12 protein-coding genes are annotated in these 20,921 nt (G+C 63.3%); 1 reads left to right on the forward strand and 11 read right to left on the reverse strand.

The window, feature by feature from the left end; genetic code table 11:
- Window positions 1–20 precede the first annotated feature (20 nt).
- The 6 genes from ACSU04_RS08780 to ACSU04_RS08805 form a co-directional block, all read right to left on the reverse strand.
- Entirely contained in the window at window positions 21–6,140 is a 6,120-nt protein-coding gene (locus tag ACSU04_RS08780) for an Ig-like domain-containing protein (protein ID WP_439289138.1), read from the reverse strand.
- A 145-nt stretch (window positions 6,141–6,285) separates the two neighbouring features.
- Window positions 6,286–6,855, reverse strand: coding sequence for a DNA-3-methyladenine glycosylase I (locus ACSU04_RS08785; protein ID WP_439289139.1), 570 nt, complete (start codon window positions 6,853–6,855; stop codon window positions 6,286–6,288).
- Window positions 6,856–6,912: 57 nt separating this feature from the next.
- Window positions 6,913–8,970, reverse strand: a complete 2,058-nt coding sequence (locus tag ACSU04_RS08790; RefSeq protein ID WP_439289140.1) for an acyl-CoA dehydrogenase family protein — start codon at window positions 8,968–8,970, stop codon at window positions 6,913–6,915.
- 162 nt (window positions 8,971–9,132) lie between these two features.
- Window positions 9,133–9,960 carry a MetQ/NlpA family ABC transporter substrate-binding protein gene (locus ACSU04_RS08795; protein WP_439289141.1) on the reverse strand — a complete coding sequence of 276 codons (828 nt, stop codon included), beginning with the start codon at window positions 9,958–9,960 and terminating at the stop codon, window positions 9,133–9,135.
- Between the two features lie 38 nt (window positions 9,961–9,998).
- Complete coding sequence (locus tag ACSU04_RS08800) at window positions 9,999–10,670, reverse strand: methionine ABC transporter permease (RefSeq protein WP_439289142.1); 672 nt, start codon at window positions 10,668–10,670, stop codon at window positions 9,999–10,001.
- Window positions 10,670–11,443: a methionine ABC transporter ATP-binding protein gene (locus tag ACSU04_RS08805; RefSeq protein ID WP_439289143.1), complete on the reverse strand. Its 774-nt coding sequence runs from the start codon at window positions 11,441–11,443 to the stop codon at window positions 10,670–10,672. Before ACSU04_RS08805 ends, ACSU04_RS08800 begins: the two co-directional genes overlap by 1 nt.
- A 75-nt stretch (window positions 11,444–11,518) precedes the next feature.
- Between ACSU04_RS08805 and ACSU04_RS08810 the strand changes: the two genes are divergently transcribed.
- Window positions 11,519–11,935 (forward strand): OsmC family protein, encoded by a 417-nt coding sequence (locus tag ACSU04_RS08810; RefSeq protein WP_439289144.1) that lies wholly within the window; start codon window positions 11,519–11,521, stop codon window positions 11,933–11,935.
- On the opposite strand, the gene ACSU04_RS08815 is transcribed toward ACSU04_RS08810, so the two are convergent.
- The 5 genes from ACSU04_RS08815 to ACSU04_RS08835 all read right to left on the reverse strand — a co-directional run bounded on the left by ACSU04_RS08815 (window position 11,928) and on the right by ACSU04_RS08835 (window position 20,912).
- Window positions 11,928–12,920 carry an HTTM domain-containing protein gene (locus tag ACSU04_RS08815; RefSeq protein WP_439289145.1) on the reverse strand — a complete coding sequence of 331 codons (993 nt, stop codon included), beginning with the start codon at window positions 12,918–12,920 and terminating at the stop codon, window positions 11,928–11,930. The genes ACSU04_RS08810 and ACSU04_RS08815 overlap by 8 nt on opposite strands.
- Window positions 12,907–13,674, reverse strand: a complete 768-nt coding sequence (locus ACSU04_RS08820; protein WP_439280276.1) for a DUF5819 family protein — start codon at window positions 13,672–13,674, stop codon at window positions 12,907–12,909. Before ACSU04_RS08820 ends, ACSU04_RS08815 begins: the two co-directional genes overlap by 14 nt.
- Before the next feature lie 59 nt (window positions 13,675–13,733).
- Window positions 13,734–14,876 (reverse strand): HTTM domain-containing protein, encoded by a 1,143-nt coding sequence (locus ACSU04_RS08825; RefSeq protein WP_439289146.1) that lies wholly within the window; start codon window positions 14,874–14,876, stop codon window positions 13,734–13,736.
- A complete protein-coding gene (locus tag ACSU04_RS08830) occupies window positions 14,873–15,697 on the reverse strand; it encodes a DUF5819 family protein (protein ID WP_439289147.1) in 825 nt (274 codons plus the stop codon). Before ACSU04_RS08830 ends, ACSU04_RS08825 begins: the two co-directional genes overlap by 4 nt.
- Window positions 15,698–15,773: 76 nt before the next feature.
- Window positions 15,774–20,912 carry a choice-of-anchor G family protein gene (locus ACSU04_RS08835; protein ID WP_439289148.1) on the reverse strand — a complete coding sequence of 1,713 codons (5,139 nt, stop codon included), beginning with the start codon at window positions 20,910–20,912 and terminating at the stop codon, window positions 15,774–15,776.
- Between the last annotated feature and the right edge of the window lie 9 nt (window positions 20,913–20,921).

Here is a 20,921-nt window from a genome sequence, read left to right on the forward strand (position 1 = left end):
TGCTGTTACGTTGCCTGGGTTCAGTCCCAGCGCACACCCGTGGACGTTCCCCAACCGACAATCTCGAGTGTGAGTTCGTACTGACTATCAAAACCGCCGTGGTAGCAAAGACCCCACCCCGGCGCTGCCGTCGCGTTACCGTTAGCAGGAATCACCATCTTGATTGGTCGGTTGTTGGTGTTGAAGTTCTCACCGTTCTCCAGGCAGTTCACGTCGTACGTGCCCGGGTTGGGGAAGTTCTCTACATAGAGACCGATGAAGTAACAGGTATCTGGCGAGCATCTGCCGGAATCGCCGCCCTGATACGCTCGCGCCACTTGGACGGGGGGCGGCGGCCGCGATGCCGTCCCGCCCTGCGCCAGGGCGCTGATGGCGGACGCTGTGCCCTCGGTGTCGAATGCCTGCACTTCGATTGTGAACGTCTGCTCGTAGTCATTTCCTACGGTTCGCGTGCCGCTGAGTCCGACGTTTTCCCACGCTCCGCCGTTGATCCTGATCTTGACGACCTGGATCGATCGTCCGTTCGGCGAGCCAGATGCGTCCCAAGAGAGGTCGACCGATGTGGTGTGACTTGCGGCCGCACCGACCGGAGTGTGTGGTGTGCCGTGCGGGATCGCGGCGTTCGAGACACCGGATTCCGCACCGGTGTATGTCCCATCACCGGTGTTCGACAGTGCGCGCAACTGCAACGTGTACGACGAGCCGTTCGTGAGGCCGCCGATTGTCGTTGACGTCAGATTCTGCCACTCACCGCTGCTGTTGAGCCGGTACTGATAGGTGATCTCGGATTCCTTGGCACCGTTGCGCTGCTCGGCGCTGAGGACATACGCGGAGCTGATGGTGATCAGGTGATCACCATCGACGATCGTCGGCGTCGCAGGAGCATCCGGTCGGGTGGCTCCACGGCGCTCGGCGGACGGATTACTCCAGCCGCCCCAGCCAGCTTTGTTCTCGGCGTGCACAATGTACGAGTATCCGGACTCGGAGGTATCGACCACGACGGCCTGGGTCGTCTGACCTGTCGGGACGTCGATCGTCTTGATCGTCGTCCCCCCGCGCAGCACCTGCAGCTGGTAGCGCGAGATCGAGTCACCGTTGTTGTACGGCGCGTTCCACGACACCTGCATCTGCGCCTGAGCGCCTACCGGCGACAATTCGGCGGTGACCGGGGCATCCGGCGTCGCGGGAGGTCCGGCGGGGATCTGTCCGAGCGACCACTCACTCCATGAAGACGGCTCGGGAGCCTTGTTATGAGCGCGGACCTGCACCTGGTACGACGTGCCATTTTCCAGGCCATCCCAGGTCAACGAGTTGCCCGTCACACCGGTCTTCTGTGTGACACCGGAAGGCGGTGCCGGCGATATCTGAAGCGTGTAAGACTCGACCGGTGACCCTGGCGTTGTCGGCGTCGCCCAGGTGACGTCAAGCGACTTGTCCCCGAAGGCCAGCTTGGGGGCGATCGGCGTGTCAGGTCGGGCGTCCGGCCGTGCCACCTCGGAAGTCGCGGAGGGTTCTGAGTTCCCCACCCGGTTGGTGGCGACGACTTCGAAGGCATACTCGACGTTGTTCGTCAGCCCATCCAGAGTGCACGTCGTCGTTTCACATTCCCGGGTGTACTTGCTGCCCTTGACGCTGGAGATCGTATACTTCTCGATCTTCGCACCGTTGTTCGATGGCGCCGAGAACGTCACCACCACCGTGCGATCCTGCACGCTCGTCACCTGCGGACGACCCGGTGCGTCTGGCACGCCCTGTACGGTCACGACGATACGTCCGTCGACCCGACGGTCGAGGTCCTCCGTCGCATCCTGGATCGTGTAGCGCACCACCGCCGTCCCGACGAACTTCGATCCGGGGGTCAGGATCACTTCGTCGCCGTCCAGGGAGACATCAGCCACGCCCGTCTCAGACTCAGCGGAGACGACCTTCAACGGGGTGTCCGGGAACGGATTGACGTCGTTGTCCAGAACCGGGATCCTGATCTCTTCGCCCTGATCAGCCTCTTCGATCGTGTCGGTGTTCGCTGTGGCCAGCGGGCGGATGGATGCCGTCACGTTCACAGTGACGGACCCTTCGACGGGCTCGGTTTCGCCGTCAGAAACTGCAATCGTCAGAGTAGCGGTGCTGCCCTTGACCGCGTTCTGCGAAGCCTCAACCGACAGCGTCGTGTTATCGATGATCTGCGCAGTCAGTCCTTTGCCGGCATCCCCGACGAGCCTGAACGTGTGCTTGCCCGCATCCTCGGGGTCAGGGTCCGTGGTCAGTGCTGCCAGGTCAATAGTGGTCGCAGCCTCACCGGGTGCAACATCCATCGAGCTGCGTGTGAAGCTCGGCGGCTGGTTGATCGGCGGCAGGACTTGGATGGGGATTGACAGCGTCGACTTGCGACCCGCGGGGTCGTCCGGAGCAGAGCCGTCGGTGACTTCGAACGTGATGGCGTCTGAGCCGAAGTAGCGGTCTGCCGATGTGTAGACGAGCGTGCTGCCATCTTTCACCAGGTCCGCGCCATTCGCGTGCGAAGCGCTGACCTTGCCATGCTCGGTGATCACGACGCTTCCGCCGCCGACAACACCCACGTACTCGTCGAGAGGCAGTTCCCTGGTCTCGCCGCTGTTCACAACGACCGGTTCTACCCAGATCTCGTACGGGCGCAACTCTTCCAGCGCGGGGACGAAGAGGAAGGCCGAAGTCGATAGCCCGTCAATGTCTGTGACGGAGTAGCGGATGAGCTGCATCTGCTTGCCGACGGTCACTTGCACCTTGCCATCAGTGACCGGCAGCGCGCCCCCGTCGACCTCAACGTCGAGTGCCTCGGTGGTGCCGTCGGGGTCCTCATCGTTGGCCAGGATGTCGACGTCGACGGTGAGCTCGCCCTCGACGAGATCGCTGGTACGCACCCGGTCGTCTCTGGCAACCGGCGCCAGCAGGGGCACATCTTCATCGACGGTGATCTGTACCACGGCATTCGCCGTCGCACCCTTCGCGTCGGAGATCGTGTACCGCAGTGACGTCTCGGTCGCCTCTTCCGGCGCCTGCACAAGCACGCGGTCGCCCGAGACTCGCGCCTCAAGCTCCTCGGGTGCGTCAAGGCCCTTCTTCACGAGCGAGATCTCGTCACCCTCAGGATCGGAGTCGTTGACCAGAACCGGTACGGCTACTTCACGGCCTGGGCGCACCACCACGGAGTCCTTCACCGCATATGGAGCCTGGTTGACGTCTTCGGCCGCAGCGATGCCGACACGAATCGTCGCGGTGCCTTCCTTGCCGAGGCGATCGCGCACCCGATAGCTGAACGTGTCGACGCCAGTGGAGTCTGCATAAGCCTCGTAGACGAAGTAGTTCTGCGCGACTTCCGTGATGCGACCCTTGGCGGGGTTCGAGGCAAGGCCGACCAGCTCAATGGAGTCCCCGTCGGTATCGATCCCATCCAGCGGGACCGCAATGTTCGCGACGCCACCGCTGAGAGCACGTGCCGTGAGATCCTGCGGTCGTGGAGCGGCATTCTCCTCGCCCACCGGCAGAATCTGGATGGTGATGAACCCTCCGACGTTGTTCCCGCGGGTGTCTGAGACGTCGTAGGTGGCGTAGACCGTCTTGGCGACGTCTCCGGCTTTGAAACGGACGGTGTCCTCGGAGACGAAGATCTCGCCGTCGGTCGGGTCGACGAAGGGCTTGATCAGGTCGGGGGCAAGTGTGAGGTCGTCGCCGATCGGGCTGGTGTCGTTATCGAGCACCGGGATGGTGACCACATCGCCGACGCGCACGACAGCCACGTCAGGTGCTGCAACCGGCCTCAGAATCGTCTCCGGCGCCGGGATCGGGATGACGACGACCTCACCCTGGGCGGTCTTCGCGCCGTTGGAGATTTGATAGGTCACTCGCACTGGCTCATCGAGCGACCCCTGGTCGCCGATGCGGAGCGTCTCATGGTTGAGGACGGATACCGAAATACCGCTGTTCTGCTCCACTGAGACCGACTGGACGACGAGAATACCGCCGGCTGGATCGGTGTCGTTGTTGAGCACACCGAGCAGCACCTCACCACCCGAGGGAAGCAGCGCGACATCACGGACCGCAATGGGCGGCAGGTCTTCGTTGGTCTCATCCGACACATCGATGCGCACGATGCCCTGCACGCCATTGGGCCCGGCCGCGACCTCGTAGAGCACGTAGTAGACGCCGACGCTCGGAGCGCTGAAGGTGAAGGTCTTGTTCGCGTAGTCCGGCTCAATCGTCGCGCCGGGAGTCTCGTCGCCGTTGACTCTGGTCAGGCGCAACTGCTCACGGCCAGAGCTGGAGTCGTTCGTCAGCGGGGCGACGGTGACCTGCTCGTTGACCCTGGTCATCACGTGATCAGCGTTGGTCTTCGGCAGCGTGGAACCAGACGGGCGCACATCAAGGATGATCGTGCCGCTGGCTGCCTCGCCGAGGGCGTCGGCCACCGTAACGGTGATCTCCTTTCGGCCTTGCATGCTGGCCACGGCACGGTAGGTGATCTGCCCGTCGGTGGTGAACTCGACCTCGTCGCCCGGCGCGGCCGAGACGTCTTGCAGATAGAAGTCGTCGCCCTCCGGGTCGATCCAGTCCGGCAGGACGTTGTACGACACAGTGCCGCCGGTCTCGATCTCAAGTGTCGTGTTGCGCTGCGGCTTAGGCGCCGTGTTGGTGTCCCAGTCCTTGACGACAAGGGAGACGTCAGCCGTGTCTTTACCCTCGCGGCCGTCGTCGACCTCGTATGTGAAGGAAGCTGACCCCGTGGCGTCCTTGTCGACGGCGATCTGCAGCGATCCGCCATCGTAGATCGGCTGCACAGTCCCGATCGAAGGCTGCTCGCCCTTCACCGCCGCGACCAAGACGTCGCCGTCTGGATCGTTGTCGTTGTCGAGCACCGACAGCATGGTGGTCTGCCCAGGGCGCACACCGTACTCGTCGTTCTCTGCAACCGGCTTGGTGTTCACATTGGTACGCACCGGCAGCGTGGTCTCTTCCGTCTGCTCGGTGGTCTCTTCCTGGTCTTCGTCCTTGCCCTCGGGCGGGGTCAGGTCGTTCCAGTTGTCGACCTGCTGCAGACTCTCATCGGCCAACCACGCGGTTCCGGCAATGGTGTCGTTAATGATGATGACATCGCGGTTCACCCGGAACGTCAGGCTGGCCTTGCCCTCGACGCCGGGAATGTCTGCGGCAACGTCGTTAGGGTCGCCGGGGCACTCGCGCACGAAGCGGTCAGAACCCGCCCATGCGCCGTATGTGCAGCCGAGTAGCGATACCGGAGCAGCAGGAGTGCCCTGCCCACCGGTCGGAATGATCTGCGGGTCGCCGCCATCGAAGGGGATATCGATCAGTTGCGATGTGGTGGCCACGGTAACGGCATCTGCACTCGCAGATGCCTGCTGCAGCACGGCCGTGTCTGCCTCTGTGATCTCGGTGCGCAGCCCGTCGGTGGTCAGCAGGGCGCTGTCGGCAGGCGACAACACGACGGGGGTCGCGCCAACCACTGTGATGGTCGGGGCGATCGATGCGTCGAGGTTTTCCAGGGGCGCCGTCGTCGGCTCGAGCGCCTGGCCGTCGGGATCGACCGGAATCGTCACGACCAGCGCGTCATCACCGGACAGCCCGTACACGGTGCCGTCCTGGCCAACGGCGACATCGGCCTTCTTGCCCAGGTTGACTATGGGGTCGGTGCCCTGGAATTCAAAGCCTGAGAGAGCGCCGACTGGCACGACCCACAGGTCGCCAGAGTCGGTGTTGAGGATCGCCGCCGTCCGCATCCCGAGCGCGACTTTCGATGACCCTGGGATCTCGGTGCTGTCTTCAAGGGAGACGCGCGCTGGGTCTACCGCAGTCAGCGTCGCGTTGGTGCGGTCTGTGACCAGGATCGTCGATGCGTCCTGCAGGATGTCGTAGCTCTCGCCGGCCGTGCGCAGGCCGCCATCGAGGAGAGCGGACTCGTTGTTGAAGTGGCCGACCATGAGCGCCGAGGACTTGGTGATCCAGACGCCGCCGTCATTGAGATCGACCTTCGTGGTGGGGTTGCCCTCGTACACGAACGCCATCGTTGCGATGGCCATGACCGCCGCCGTGACACCTGCCGCAGATGCGATGGTCTTCGGCTTCGCGCGCATCCACGAAAGTGCCTTCATACCCGATTCCCCCTGGGCGGCCTCAGAGAGACCGCTTCACACTCCGATCCGCTTCGCACAGCGAAGCGACACACCGGACAATCGTAACCGCCACGAAGCTGTGCATCTATGGGGAGAGATACCCACCCATCGTGAGCGGTGCGCGTCATCCGACCCGCCAACACCCCTCAACGTGATCATCGACCATGCCGGAGGACTGCATGAGCGCATACATCGTGGTCGGCCCCACGAAACGGAACCCCCGCTTACGCAGCGACTTACTCATCGCGGTCGACTCGTCCGTCACCGCCGGCACATCATCGAATGAACGTGGTCGGATGCCCGGCACCGGCGCGAACGACCACATCAGCTCGTCCAGCTCGCCCTCCGCCATACCCACGACGAGTCGTGCATTGCCGATCGTCGCGAGAATTTTGGCACGGTTGCGGATGATCCCGGCATCCGCCATCAGGCGCTCGACGTCGTCGTCATCGAAATCTGCGACGGTCTCGGGCTCGAAACCCACGAACACCTCGCGGAATCGTGGGCGCTTGCGCAGGATCGTGATCCAGCTGAGGCCTGCCTGAAACCCCTCCAGCGCCATCTTCTCGAAGAGCGCGCGATCACCGTGCAGCGGCACGCCCCACTCCTCGTCGTGGTAGCGCTGGTACTCGGCATCCGCTCCGACCCACGCACAACGCTCGAGGCCATCCGAACCGGTGATGAGGGAAGTCATAGGTTCAGCGTAGACAGGGGTGCCGACGTCGCGAAGCGCAAGGAGTGGCGTCTCGGGCTACTTCTTGGCTGCCTTCTTCATCGCCTTCTCCGATTTCGGTGCCTTGCCGGAAGCGGCGAGGTCTGCGTAGTACGCGCGGGCCTCGTCCTGACGCTGCTGCTCGATTCCGCTGGCGATGGGTGCGCGCACGTGCTCCGGCTCGTAGCCGAAGGCCCCGACCAGGTCGAGTGCGTGCGGACGCAACCGCAGGCACAGACGGTCGATGTAACTCGACACCGCCGCTGCGCGCTGCGTCGACAGGCGACCGTTGATGATGTGCCATGCCAGGTGCTTCTCGACAAGTTGCAGACCGAACAGGTCACGCAGCCACGTGAGCACCTGCTTGGTGCCCTCATCCGGGATACTGTTCACGGCATCGGTGAACGCCTCCCACTGCAGCAGTTCGCCATGAGCGCGGGCGGCCTCGATGAGATTGGCCTGGTTTTCGTTGAAGAGCTTCTCGCCGAGCACCTTGTCCTTGCCCGCGGGGCGCAGGTTTCCGGCGATGTCGGCGACCATCTGCTGTACGCGGTCAGCGAGCAGCTCGTGCTGTTGATCGGCACGCAGGCCGTTCTCCACCGACCGCGCGGTCGAGCCGAAGTCGGCCACGGTCTGGCCGAAGCGGCGTAGCCCTGCGCCGTGGAACACCTTGCCGGCGGTCTGTCCGACCGCGTATTTGGCCAGGGCCGCAGCATCCTTGTCCTTGAATTGCCTGGCGAAATCGGTGAGCAGACGCTTGCCGGCCAACTGGAGCAGGATGTTGTTGTCGCCCTCGAAGGTGACGTAGATGTCGAGATCCTGACGGAGTCCGACCAGGCGATTCTCGAACATGTACCCGGCGCCGCCGCATGCCTCGCGGGCCTCCTGCAGCGTGTCGAGTGCGTGCCACGTCGACAGCGGCTTGAGCGCCGCAGCCAGAGTCTCAAGATCTTCACGATCGTCGGGAGTATCGGTGCGACCGGAGAAGACACCATCGAACTTCTGCAGGAACTCGTCGTGCGCGAAGATCTGCGCGTAGGTGGTCGCCAGTCGCGGAAGCAGCCTGCGCTGGTGCTTGCCGTAGTCGAGCAGTACGACCTCTTGCCCGTCCGCACCGTCGAATTGACGACGCTGGGTCGCGTAGGTGATCGCGATGTGCAAAGCGAGAGCGGATGCCCAGGACGCTGCCCCATCGAGCGACACACGCCCCTGCACCAGCGTGCCGAGCATCGTGAAGAAACGGCGTCCGGGGCTGTCGATCGTGCTCGTGTAGGTGCCGTCTACGGCGACATCGCCGTACTTGTTCAGCAGGTTCGTGCGCGGGATGCGCACGTGATCGAACGAGAGGCGTCCGTTGTCGATGCCGTTGAGACCACCCTTGAGCCCGTCGTCCTCGCGGGTGATGCCGGGAAGGTCCACGCCATCCTCACCACGCAGCGGCACATAGAAACAGTGCACGCCGTGGCTCACGCCGTTGGTGATCAGCTGCGCGAACACGGTGGCCGCGATCCCGTGCAGTGCGGCGTTGCCGAGGAACTCCTTCGTCGCCGCCCGGAACGGAGTGTGAATGACGAATTCTTCGGCCTGCGGGTCGTAGGTGGCCGTCGTGCCTGCGGCGGCGACATCAGACCCGTGACCGATCTCGGTCATCGCGAACGCGCCAAGGATCGAAAGATCCATGACTCCGGGGAGCCACTTCTTGTGGTGCTCCGCGGTGCCGAGCTGGTGGATGGCCGAGCCGAACAACCCCCATTGCACGCCGGCCTTGATCTGCAGACTCGGGTCGGCGACGATGAGCTCCTCGAATCCGGAGATGTTCGCGCCGTTGTTCTCTTCACCGCCGAATTCCTTCGGGAACGCGCGGTGCACGGTCTTGTTCTCGACGAGCAGGTGCATCTGGCTGAGCACGCGCTCGCGGTGCTCGTCCTTGCCGAGATCGTCCTTGCGCCAGAAGGCGGAGTCCTTGATCAACTCACGCGACGCGCGGCGGGTGTCAGCCCAGGTGCCAAGCAGAAGATCATTGACGCGCGCGACATCGATGCGGGGAGCGTCGCTAGCTGTGGATGGCGTCGAGGTGTGGACTGCGGCGTCGACCATGAGTGTTCCTCTCAGAGAGAAGTAAGGATGCTTCAACCGTAGGACTCCTCCAACGCCCCACAAAGCGAAGTGTGCGGTTCCTCTAAACACGTGGGCGGCTGTGGCCCCGTGCAGTTGTCACGAGGCCACAGTCTCTGTCATCCAGTGCCGTTCGGCTGTCGCTCAGAAGGCGACGTCGATCGTGCCGTTCGACTCGATGACCTCGCGCACCTCGTTGCTGGAGAAGGCGACCTTGAGCGCCTCGGTCGCAGCACTGTCAGCATCCTCTTCACGGACGGCGACGTACAGCGAGAAGCGGTCGTCGAGTTCGGTGATGAGCCCATCGTCGTCGGGGTTGAGGCCGAGAGCTGCGATGTGCGACGGCCACTGGAAGACGAGGTCGGCCTCTTCATATGCGGCATTCAGCGATGCGATCGGCACCTCGAGGAACTCGATGTTCTTCGGGTTCTCGGCAATGTCGTCCACCGTCGCGGCGTAGGGGTCGACTTCTGGCGCGAGCGTGATGACGCCCTCTGCGTCAAGCAGCTTGAGCGCGCGACCGAGATTCGATGCGTCGTTCGGAACGGCAACGGTGGCGCCGTCCGGCAGATCTGCGATGTCGTCGAGCGTCTTCGAGTAGAACGCGATCACGAAGTTGTACACCGGCTGCACGGCGACGAGGGTGCCGTCGTTCCCGGCATTGAACTGTTCCATGTAGGGCACGTGCTGGGAGAAGTTCGCGTAGACGTCGCCATCGTTCACGATGGTGTTGGCGGTGACATAGTCAGAGACCTCGACGAGCTCAATCTCGTAGCCATCCTCGATCGCGTCGCCTGCGGCCTCGACGACGTCCGTCATCGGCGCAGTGACAGCAGCGATCTTGATCACCACGGGTTCAGTGGATGCTCCGGCATCCGATTCGGCGGCCGGGTCTGCGGATGCTGCGCATCCGGCCAGCACCAGGGCTGCTCCGATAGTGGCGGCGAGGATGCCGAGGCGAGGGAAGCTCATGGGGTCCTTCTTTCTGTGTTCAGCTGTGGTTTGGGGGTCTATCGGTGGTCGAGTCGCTCGGAGGTGCGGTGTCCGACGGTCTGAATCAGGAGCACGCAGACGACGATGATCGCGATGGTGATGTACATCAGTGCGTCGTTGTACTCCTGGTAGCCGTATCGCATCGCGAAGTCGCCGATGCCGCCGCCACCTACGACGCCGAGGACGGTCGAGTACGACAGCAGGCTGATCGCTGCCGAGGTAAGCGCATAGACGAGCCCGGAACGCGCTTCAGGTAACAGCACTCGGAACACCGCCTGCGGCAACGTCGTACCCATCGCGACGGCGACGCGCGAGATGCCGGGCGGTATCTCGCGGAGGATCTGCTCAACCAGGCGCGCGTAAATGGCCACCGCGACGAAGCTCAGCGGCAGGGTTGAGGCCTGCGTGCCGAAGCTCGTGCCGACCACCGATCTGGTGAACGGGATCAGGAACACCACAAGCAAGAGGAACGGGAACGAGCGGACAATGTTGATGTACAGGTTCGAGGTCGACCAGATCGGCCGGTTCTCGGCGACGCCTCCGCGCTGCGTGAGGAACACGATCATTCCCAGCGGGAGCCCGATCAGCACGGCCGCGGCCAGCGAGACCACCATCATGTATCCGGTCTCTGCGAGCGCTTCGACGATGTCTTCGCCATACTCGTCGAGAAGTTCGGTGAGCCAGGTCATCACATCAGCTCCCGCCTGACCTGCTCGTAGTAGCTGGGCATCGCGTTGAGGTCAGCTTTCGCCACGTGGAACAGCTCGCGCAGCCGCCCCTTCTCGAGCAGAGCCGCGCGATCACAGATCGCCTTGACGACGTCGAGGTCGTGCGAGATCACGATGATCGTGGTGCCGAAGGTCTTACGTGCGTTCAGCAGCACTCGCAGGATTTCTGCCGTGGTGCTGGCATCCAGAGAGGATGTCGGCTCATCACACAGCAGCACGGGCGGACGTGCGATCAGGGCGCGCGCGAGACCCACTCGCTGCTGTTCTCCCCCGCTGAGCTCAGCAGGATGATGGTCAGCGCGATGAGTGAGGCCCACAAAGTCGAGCATCTCGTCGACAGTGGCGCGCTCTTCGGTGCGGGATCGCCCGGCTGCGCCCCGTCGAGCGATCTGCAGCGGAAGCGCGACGTTCTGACGCACGGTGCGACTGCTGAGCAGGTGGGTCCCCTGGAACACGACGCCGATGTTTCGGCGCAGCATCCGCAGGGCCTTTCGGCTTCGTCCGGCGACCGGCTCGCCGTCGACGGTCACCACGCCAGACTCGGGTGAGGCCAGGCCGTTGATCAGCGCAAGCAGCGTGGATTTGCCCGCGCCACTCTCGCCAATGACGCCGAAGATCTCGCCGCGTTCGATAGTCAGGCTGATGGCATCGAGCGCCGGTGGCTGACCAGGGCGGTCGTCATACCGCTTGGTGACGTCGTCGAACTCGACGATCGTCGTGCCAGTGGTTTCCATCGATGCGTGCCGTTTCCCTCGCCCACGGCCGCCATCGCCCGAAGTTCATGTACTGCGTCCAACTATAGTTGAGGTATGAGCATGAGGTACCGGACTGAAGCGATCAACCGCGATGGCGGCGATGGGATCGCGCAGGTTCCCGATGGGTTGTCGGTGAAGGTGGCCTCGCCGCTGAACCCTCATCGTGATGCGGACGGCACGAATCCAGAGCAGTTGCTGGCACTCGCTTGGGCCACGTGCCTGAACGCGACAGCGCAGGTCATCGTCGCTCGGGGTACTCGGAGCACCGTGCGCGTCGAGGTCGAGCTTCATGACGCCGATCCAGGCCCCGGCCTCGAGTTTCACGTTGACGGCTATCTGTCCGTGGAAGGCGCGTCAGCCTCGGAGGCTGAGGATGTTCTCGCCGCCGCGCACGCCCGGTGCCCGGTGTCCAAGTTGTTGGCTGAGTCAGCGGACGTGCGCGTGCACACGGAGGCTTACTCGGTCAGTTGACCGCCGGGGCGGGTGCACGTTCTGCGACCTTCTCTTCGATGAGTGCGCCCAGTTTCGTCGAGCGGAGCCACCCCGTGACGCTCACCCAGGTGGAGTCGCGGACGAAGAGCATGTCAAGAGCGATCATCACGAGTGAGAACGGCCAGAGGCCGAGCAGAATGCCGATCCCCGCGTGCATGAGCACGAGCGAGACAAGCACCAAGATTCGGCTAGGACGCCAGAGCAGCGCGATCGGGAACAGCGTCTGCACCCACAGCGCCACGAAGGTCGCAATGTAGATGACCAGGGACGACTGCCACAGCAGTTCGTTGAATGCGGGGTAGAGCATGAAGGCGTCGATGCGCAGCGAGTAAAAGAGCGCCGTCCCGCCCAACCATTCATCGCCGGAAAGCTTCCAGATACCCGAAACGACGTAGATGATGATGATCTGGAAACAGCACAGGACCAGAGCCGCGTTGTGAGCTGCATTTGCGAGATACGCGGGTACAAGCCACCTGCGAATTCCACGGCGTGATGCACGACGCTTGGCCAGCCACGAATCAACCGAGTAGTGCGCGCCGAGGTTCGCGAAGATAAGGAACAACAAGGTGATGCGGTAAATGGTGTCGCCGCCGTTGAGGACGTACGGGTTATTTGCTTGCAGAGCAAATACGAGCACCAGGACCAACACGGTGACTAGTCGCGTGCGGTAGCCGATCGTAAACAGGACCACGAGCACGATCAACAGGAAAAATACGATGTCGAACACCAGCGGGTTGTCCTTAGGGAACAACGTGTCAAAGGTGAAAAAGCCCCGACGCTTCGCTTCAGGGTCAACCCAAAAAGATGCGGCGCCCCACAGCAGGGAGCGCTCGGGAATGCTGGGGACGAGCGTGATCAGCAGCCCCAACCCGTAGAGGATGCGCAGTACTGCAAAGCTGCGCAGGTTGTGCGATGCGGAGGTAAGCCACCCAAGCCAGCTGTCGAAGCGCTCACTCAGCTTCACGGATGGCCTCCTTGAACTCGAATGTCGCGCCGGTGCGCTCGATGAGCGCACGGTAGTCAGCCACAACATCAGGGGCAGTCACGACGTTGGACTCACGCCATCCGAACGTAGTGATAGACGGCGTGAACTGCGCTTCTTCATCAAAGCGATGTGTGAAGTCATTGGGACGCTCGCTGACTATGCGCCACTGGACTCGCTCGATCTTCTCGTTGAATCCTGCGGTCCCAAACAGAGTCGCCATCCGCATCATCATGTAGTCCATGCGAAGGTAGCGGATGACATCGCCGTCATCCTTCCCGAGCTCTTCGACCAGAGTTTCGGTGGGGATCGGTCGGAAGTCGTCGCCATCCACCTCAATAAAGGTGTCACGCACGCGCGTCCGCTGATCGGCATCCAGCTTGTTGTAACGCTCAAGAAAGGTCCCCGCAGCGTTCCACGCGGGCTTCTGGATACGTGAAGGGAATGGATTTCCTTCTACTGTGCGCTGCTCGATCTGAGTGATGCTCACCCATCCGGATTTGACCAGATCCCCGTCGTCGTCTCGCCAGCTGGCTCGAAACTCGAGGGAACGGTTCGCTTTCATGACGCTCGGTGCGAAAATCTTCCACGTCTGGCCGAAGTACGGCAGCGCAACGGCGCGGACCTCGCTACGCAGTGGGGTGCCTGGGGGCGAGACGATAAGGATCGTCCCGATCGCGACGATGAGTACAACGATCGTGGCGACGATTCCCGTCACGCGTTGCGCCATATTCATCCCCCCACTCTAGCGAGCGGGGTCGCTCTGGTTCCCCCTGCGCCGACGTGGCTGTACGGTCACGTCACGAGCGTGGATGCCGGCAATCGATTCGAATTCTTCCACCGGGCCACGGTGCCGGCGCTGAGCCGCTCCCAACTGCGATCGCGGATGAAGATCGAGTCAATAGCGATCATCGTGAGCGAGAACCACGGCAGTCCCATGAGAACGCCGATGCCAATGTGGAACGACAGGATCCCGATCAGCCCGATGAGCCGTGTCGGTCGGGTGAGCAGCATCAGCGGGAACGCGACCTGCAGGAGGATCGACCCCCAGCTGAACGCGACGACCATCGGCCCCCACGCGGTCACCAGATCACTGAGCACCGGCCAGGTGCCGAAGCGAGCAGTGTGCAGCGGGTTGTAAACCGCGTACCCCTCCGACCACGGCGTTCCACCGGCCTTGAACAGCGCACCGGATGCATACACGAAGCAGACCTGCGCGGTGAGCGCCACCAGGGCGAGGTTGTGAAACACCGTCCCGATCTGCGCAGGCTGGCTTCCGGGAGGGAACCACTCCCCCTTTTTGGCGCGACGGCGCGCGTCCAGAGACCAGCGGGCGGCGGGATCGGCGAAGAACAGCAATAGGAGTGCGATCCGGAACATGTTGTCACCCTGGTCGCCGACCATGTCGTTGGCCTCGATGAAACCGACCCACATACAGAAGAAGATCGGATGCACGATGCGGAAGCGCCAGCCGACGACAAAGAGCACCGCGAGCACGCCGAGCAGCAGATAGAGCATCGTGTAAAGGACGTCGTTGCCCATCGCCGCATGGAACGTACTGAAGATCCAGATCTTCGGGAAGTCGCTGACGGGCTCGGCGAGTTCGCCGTTCCATGCCGAGCCGGAGCCGAACGTGTACAGCCGGGTGCCAAAGTTCGCGGCCAGTAGGCCGAGCGCCGTGACGCCGAACAGGATGCGGGTCACCGCGAGTCCGTAGAGCGCTTTCTTTCCGTCGTAGAGGAATCGTTCGATGAATCCGCTGATCTGCGCGATCGCTGAGACCACCATTGCCCAGAGGCCCGCGATCATACTGCCGGCAAAGGTGAGCACCCGTGTGCTCACGGGGACGACCTGTTCCGCAGGTGGATCAGGTTCTGCGGCAGGTGTCTCGGGCTTGTTCTCGACCGTCTTGGGGCGATCCGCCTTCGTCTGGCTCATCCCTGGGTCCTCTCGAACTGCGCGCGGAACACGTCACCAAAATTGTCACGACTCTGGCCGGGCTCTTCCACCGGAGCTCGCCAACCCGTGGTCGACATACTCGGTTCTGGGCGTTGCGCTGCAGCGTCGTTGCGCTCGGCGAACGGTACGACATTCTGCCGGCTGACACGGTACTGCACCTGGAGCACGTCACTTCCCCAGATCGCATAGGCGACCTGTGTGGCATATGCCGTGGACAGGTGTTCCTGCTCCATATACGTCACGGTGGAGGGGCCGTCTTCGAGCTTGTCGAAGGATCCCACCATCCAGTCTTCCCAGCCGTCCTTGGCGAAATCGAGTGCGACGACAGCCTGCTGCTCTGCGTTGAGCTTGTTGTAGGCGCCTGCCAGTCCGCTCGCTACCTCGGTCGATTGGATTCCGGCGCGGGGAGGAAACAGGTTGTACCGGATCATTGAGAGCTCCACATCTGTGGCGCTCACCCATCCGGTGGTGACGTCTTCACCGTCTACGTCGATGACGGCACGTACGTTGAAGTGGTAGTCGCCGTTGATCGGCTCGGGCGCGAAGACGCTCCATGATTGGCCGAACATCGGAAGCATGTAGGCAGACAGCACCTTCTGCGTAGGGATCTCGCGCAGTGCTGACGGGGGTGCGATCCACAGGAACGACGCTGCCACGTGCCATAGACAGAACAAACAGGCGATGAGCGCGATCAGGCGCACCACCCACGTCGGTTTCGGGTACGGTCGCACGGCGGCGGATGCAGATGGTGTGGCGTCCTCCGTCATATCGACAGGGTCTTCATTTCGTTTCGTCGTCATGCGCGACCGTTCCCTATCATCACCGAGAGGTCGGGACCACCACCAAGGCGGCCCCGACCTCTACAGTGTCATTGCTTTACTCTGCGTGCATCCGGGTGCGACGGTTGCGAGCGATCAGCGCGGTGCCGATCCCCAGCATGACGAGCAGCGCACCGAGCGCAACCCATCCCATCGCGGGCTCGCCACCGGTTGCCGCCAGTCCATCTGCGACGACCTTGAACGTGCCAGAAACCGAACCGGATTCCGCACCGGTGAGAGTCACCGAGTGGTTGCCGAGATCGGTGCCTGCCGGGATCGTCCAAGTGAACGTCACGGTACCTTCCGCATTCGCCACCTGGGTGCCGAGTGCCAGCGGGGCGGAGTTCATCACACCGGTGACGACCTCGCCTGCCTTGAAGCCGGTACCGATTGCAGTCTGCTTGTCGCCACGCTCGAGCACAGGCACCTTGACGGTGATCCCGAGTTCGTTCGCGTTAGCGTCCGCATCGCTTGAACCAGAGGCCGAGCTACTACCACTCGCGTTCGACGAAGCACTGGCCGAAGCCGACGCCGCCGCGTCAGACGAAGCGTCCGCAGATGCCGTCGCCGTGGACGCTGCGCTCGCAGATGCCGAAGCATTCGCGTTCGCCGTTGCGGTGGAAGCAGCGTTCGAGTTCGACGAGTTGTCTGCCTGAGCCGAAGCCTGAGCAGCAACCGCAGCCGACGCGTTCGCGTCCACCGTTGCATCCGTGGACGCATCCGCCGAAGCCGTTGCGGTAGCAGCAGCCTGCGCCGCAGCCTGAGCCGAGGCATCCGCCGCAGCCGAAGCCGTGGTCGATGCATCCGCCTGAGCGGCAGCCTGCGCCGCAACCTGAGCCGAAGCGTTGCTGTCGTCATCCGCGTTCGTTGACGCAGACGCGGATGCCGAAGCATTCGCGTTCACATCAGTTGTGGCAGACGAGTCGGCGTCAGCTGTGGCAGTTGCCGTGGTCGACGCTGCAGCTGCCGGGTCAGCAGCGGCCGAAGCCGACGAGTCCGCAGCGGCCGTGGCCGATGCAGAAGCCGACGAGGTAGCCGTCGAAGCAGCGTCAGCTGCAGCAGCAGCGTTCGCGTCCGCAGCGGCCGTCGAGGCAGCGTTCGTGTTCGACGACGCATCCGCCTGAGCAGCTGCCTGAGCAGCAACCGCAGCCGAAGCGTTCGCGTCGGTCGTGACATCAGCCGAAGCATCAGCCGACGACGTCGCCGTCGCCGCAACATCAGCCGCAGCCGAAGCCGTTGCATCCGCCGCAGCCGAAGCCGTCGTCGACGCATCCGCCTGAGCAGCAGCCTGAGCCGCAACCTGAGCCGAAGCATTGCTGTCGTCATCCGCGTTCGCCGAAGCAGAAGCCGAAGCCGCCGCGTTCGTGTTCACATCAGCCGTCGCAGTAGCGTCCGTCGTTGCCGAAGCATCCGGGTCAGCATCCGCATCCGCAGCCGCAGCCGTAGAGGCATCAGCAGACGACGTTGCCGTAGAGGCAACGCTTGCCGCAGAACCCGCGTCCGCATCTGCCGCAGCAGTCGCATCAGCAGTCGTCGTCGACGACGCATCCGCCTGAGCAGCTGCCTGAGCAGCAACCGCAGCCGAAGCGTTCGCGTCGGTCGTGACATCAGCCGAAGCATCAGCCGACGACGTCGCCGTCGCCGCAACATCAGCCGCAGCCGAAGCCGTTGCATCCGCCGCAGCCGAAGCCGTCGTCGACGCATCCGCCTGAGCAGCAGCCTGAGCCGCAACCTGAGCCGAAGCATTGCTGTCGTCATCCGCGTTCGCCGAAGCAGAAGCCGAAGCCGCCGCGTTCGTGTTCACATCAGCATCAGCAGTCGCCGCGGCGTCAGCTGTCGCAGCAGCCTCAACCGTGATCGTGTCAGACGCCGTGTTACCCGCAGCGTCCGTACCGACAACCGTGTAGTCACCAGCAGCAGCATCCGCAGGAACGGTCAGAACCGTGTCCGCCGGGAACGCACCATCAGCATCCGTGGTCACCGTGATCGGACCAGCGACAACGTTGCCGTCCGCATCCTCGATCTGCACAGTCACAACCGTGTCTGCCGGCCAACCCGTCGACGTCACCGTCGTGTCCGAACCCGCAACAACCGGGCTCGATGCATCCAGAACCGGGGTGTAAACGACCGGAGCGGCCTCAACCGTGATCGTGTCAGACGCAGTGTTACCGTCAGCGTCCGTACCGACAACCGTGTAGTCACCAGGCGTCGCGCCCGCAGGAACGGTCAGAACCGTGTCCGCCGGGAACGCACCACCAGCATCCGTGGTCACCGTGATCGGACCAGCGACAACGTTGCCGTCCGCATCCTCGATCTGCACAGTCACAACCGTGTCCGCCGGCCAACCCGTCGACGTCACCGTCGTGTCCGAACCCGCAACAACCGGGCTCGATGCATCCAGAACCGGGGTGTAAACGACCGGAGCGGCCTCAACCGTGATCGTGTCAGACGCAGTGTTACCGTCAGCGTCCGTACCGACAACCGTGTAGTCACCAGGCGTCGCGCCCGCAGGAACGGTCAGAACCGTGTCCGCCGGGAACGCACCACCAGCATCCGTGGTCACCGTGATCGGACCAGCGACAACGTTGCCGTCCGCATCCTCGATCTGCACAGTCACAACCGTGTCCGCCGGCCAACCCGTCGACGTCACCGTCGTGTCGGAACCCGCAACTACCGGGCTAGACGCATCCAGAACCGGAGTAAAGACAACCGCAGTCACCGTGATCGTGTCAGACGCAGTGTTACCCGCACCGTCATCACCAACAACCGTGTAGTCACCAGGCGTCGTGCCCGCAGGAACGGTCAAGACCGTGTCCGCCGGGAACGCGCCATCAGCGTCAGTCGTGACCGTGATCGGGCCAGCGACAATGTTGCCGTCCGCATCCTCGATCTGCACAGACACAGCCGTGTCCGCCGGCCAACCCGTCGACGTCACCGTCGTGTCCGAACCCGCAACAACCGGGCTCGACGCATCCAGAACAGGAGTGAAGACAACTGCCTCGACCGTGATGGTGTCCTCAGCGGTGTTTCCATCCGCGTCCGTACCGACAACCGTGTAGTCACCAGGCGTCGCGCCCGCAGGAACGGTCAAGACCGTGTCCGCCGGGAACGCGCCATCAGCGTCAGTCGTGACCGTGATCGGACCAGCGACAATGTTGCCGTCCGCATCCTCGATCTGCACGGTCACAACCGTGTCTGCCGGCCAACCCGTCGACGTCACCGTCGTGTCCGAACCCGCAACAACCGGGCTCGACGCATCCAAAACCGGAGTGAAGACAGGAGCGGCCGTCACCGTGATCGTGTCAGACGCAGTGTTTCCCGCCGCATCCGTACCGACCACCGTGTAGTCACCAGCAGCGGTACCAGCCGGAACAATCAGAACCGTGCCCGCCGGGAACGCACCCGCGGCAGTAGTGGTGACCGTAACCGGTCCGCCGACGTTAGCACCAGTGGAGTCCTTCAACTGGACCGTGACCACCGAGCTCGGTCCCCATCCGGATGAAGTCACCGTCGTATTAGCACCAGCAACGACGGGGCTGCTCGCGACGAGCACGGGGGCAGCAGCAGCGGCCTTTACCGTGGCCGAAGCCAGATCGACGTTGACAGCATCCAGAGCAGGAAGCAGGCTCAAGCTCAGTGCGCGAACCGTGAAGCTTCCGGCACCGAGGTCACCCACGGCAGGCTGCTCATTGATCGTGAGGTCCACGATCTGGTCGAGCACACCCGTCAACACCGGATCCAACGTCGCGAGAAGCGGCGTCGTGAGAACTGCCAGCGCGGGCTGCACGAGCGGAATCACGCTGTCAACGGCCGTAGCCACCAGCGGACCGGTTGTTCCGGCGATACCGCCGACAACTGCAGCAATCACAGGATCGAGCAGGAAGCCGATGTCCAGACCGGCCAGCGTGAGATCGGTAGTGACCGTCGGTGCGGTCGTGTCCGTTCCAGCGAACTGCGCCAGAGATCCGATCACTGAAACGTCGCCCGAGAGGAGCTCGATTCCAGTTAGCGGATTCGACAACGTGACACCAACTTCGATGTCGACAGTGAGCGCGTCGAGCGCCGTGGCAAGGAGCGTGGACGTCTTGCCGACGAGGCTGTTCTCGTGCGTGCCAGTCAGAGCCGACGTGATGCCCTGCTGAATCGCGGCGATCGTCGTCGCCGACAGCACCGGGGTGTTCGCGGGGAGCGAGTTGAGGTCGGCGCCTGCCCCGCTCTCAACGAGGATCTTCGCCAGGTCGACGGTGATCGTCCCCCCGTCGAGATCGATCAGAACTGAGCCCGTCGCGTTCTCGACCGGCTGCGTGAGCAGCTCAGTGACGACGGTGTCGCCGATCGTGTCAAGTCCGGTGATCGTGGCTGTTCCACCAGTCGCGTCGAACGACGCAACTAGCGGCACATCGGGGATGGCATTGACCGTGTTGACGATGGTCGTCACAAGACCAGTCAGCGCGCCATCGGTTCCGAGCAGGTCGCTCACCGGAGCGACAGTTCCCTGGATCGCTCCACCGAGCGTCGTGGAGAGCGTGTCCACGAGCGGGCTGCTCAGGTTCAGCTTAAGATCCGCGATCGCGTAGGAGTCGTCAACTGGGCCAGTGCCCGTTGTGTTCTCCGCCCGTGCGGAAAGAGCGCCGATCTGGATGCCGGCCTGGTCGATGATCTGATCCGTGAGACCTGCCACGCCGAGCTGCGAGAGCAGGTCGGTGAGCTCCAGGTATGCGGGGTCAGTACTGCCGTCAATGGCGCCAGTGTCAATCGCGCCGTCTGCGGTGATGAGGCCGGATGCGGCCGTCGACTGCGTCAGGCTGGGCGAGCTGCTGTAGCTTGCAGCCGCACCGAGATCGCCGAGGTCAAGCAGACCATTGTTAGTCCCGTTTGACAGCAGCGGCAGGTTCAGTGTGCCCAGGTTCAGGTTCAACAGTCCGCCGAGAACGGCTACGTCGAGCGCTCCAGGCTCCGGCCCCACAGCGCTCGGGTTGCTCGTGGAGGTGTGGCCGAGAGCGGCAACACTTAGCCCATTGAGCAAACCAGCGTCAATGCCCAGGATCTGGGCCTCCGCTGCAGACGGGTCTCCCGCGTCTGCATCTGGAAGCGCGAATGCTGCATTAGCGCCGAAGGCGCTTCCCGCGACGAGGGCCGTAGCCGTCGCAATCGCGGTCCATCTGCGTCTCCGCAGAGTTCTCCCCGTGGTTCTCATTTGTATTGC

The organism is Microbacterium sp. A84 (genome assembly GCF_051842815.1).
Lineage (GTDB): Bacteria > Actinomycetota > Actinomycetes > Actinomycetales > Microbacteriaceae > Microbacterium.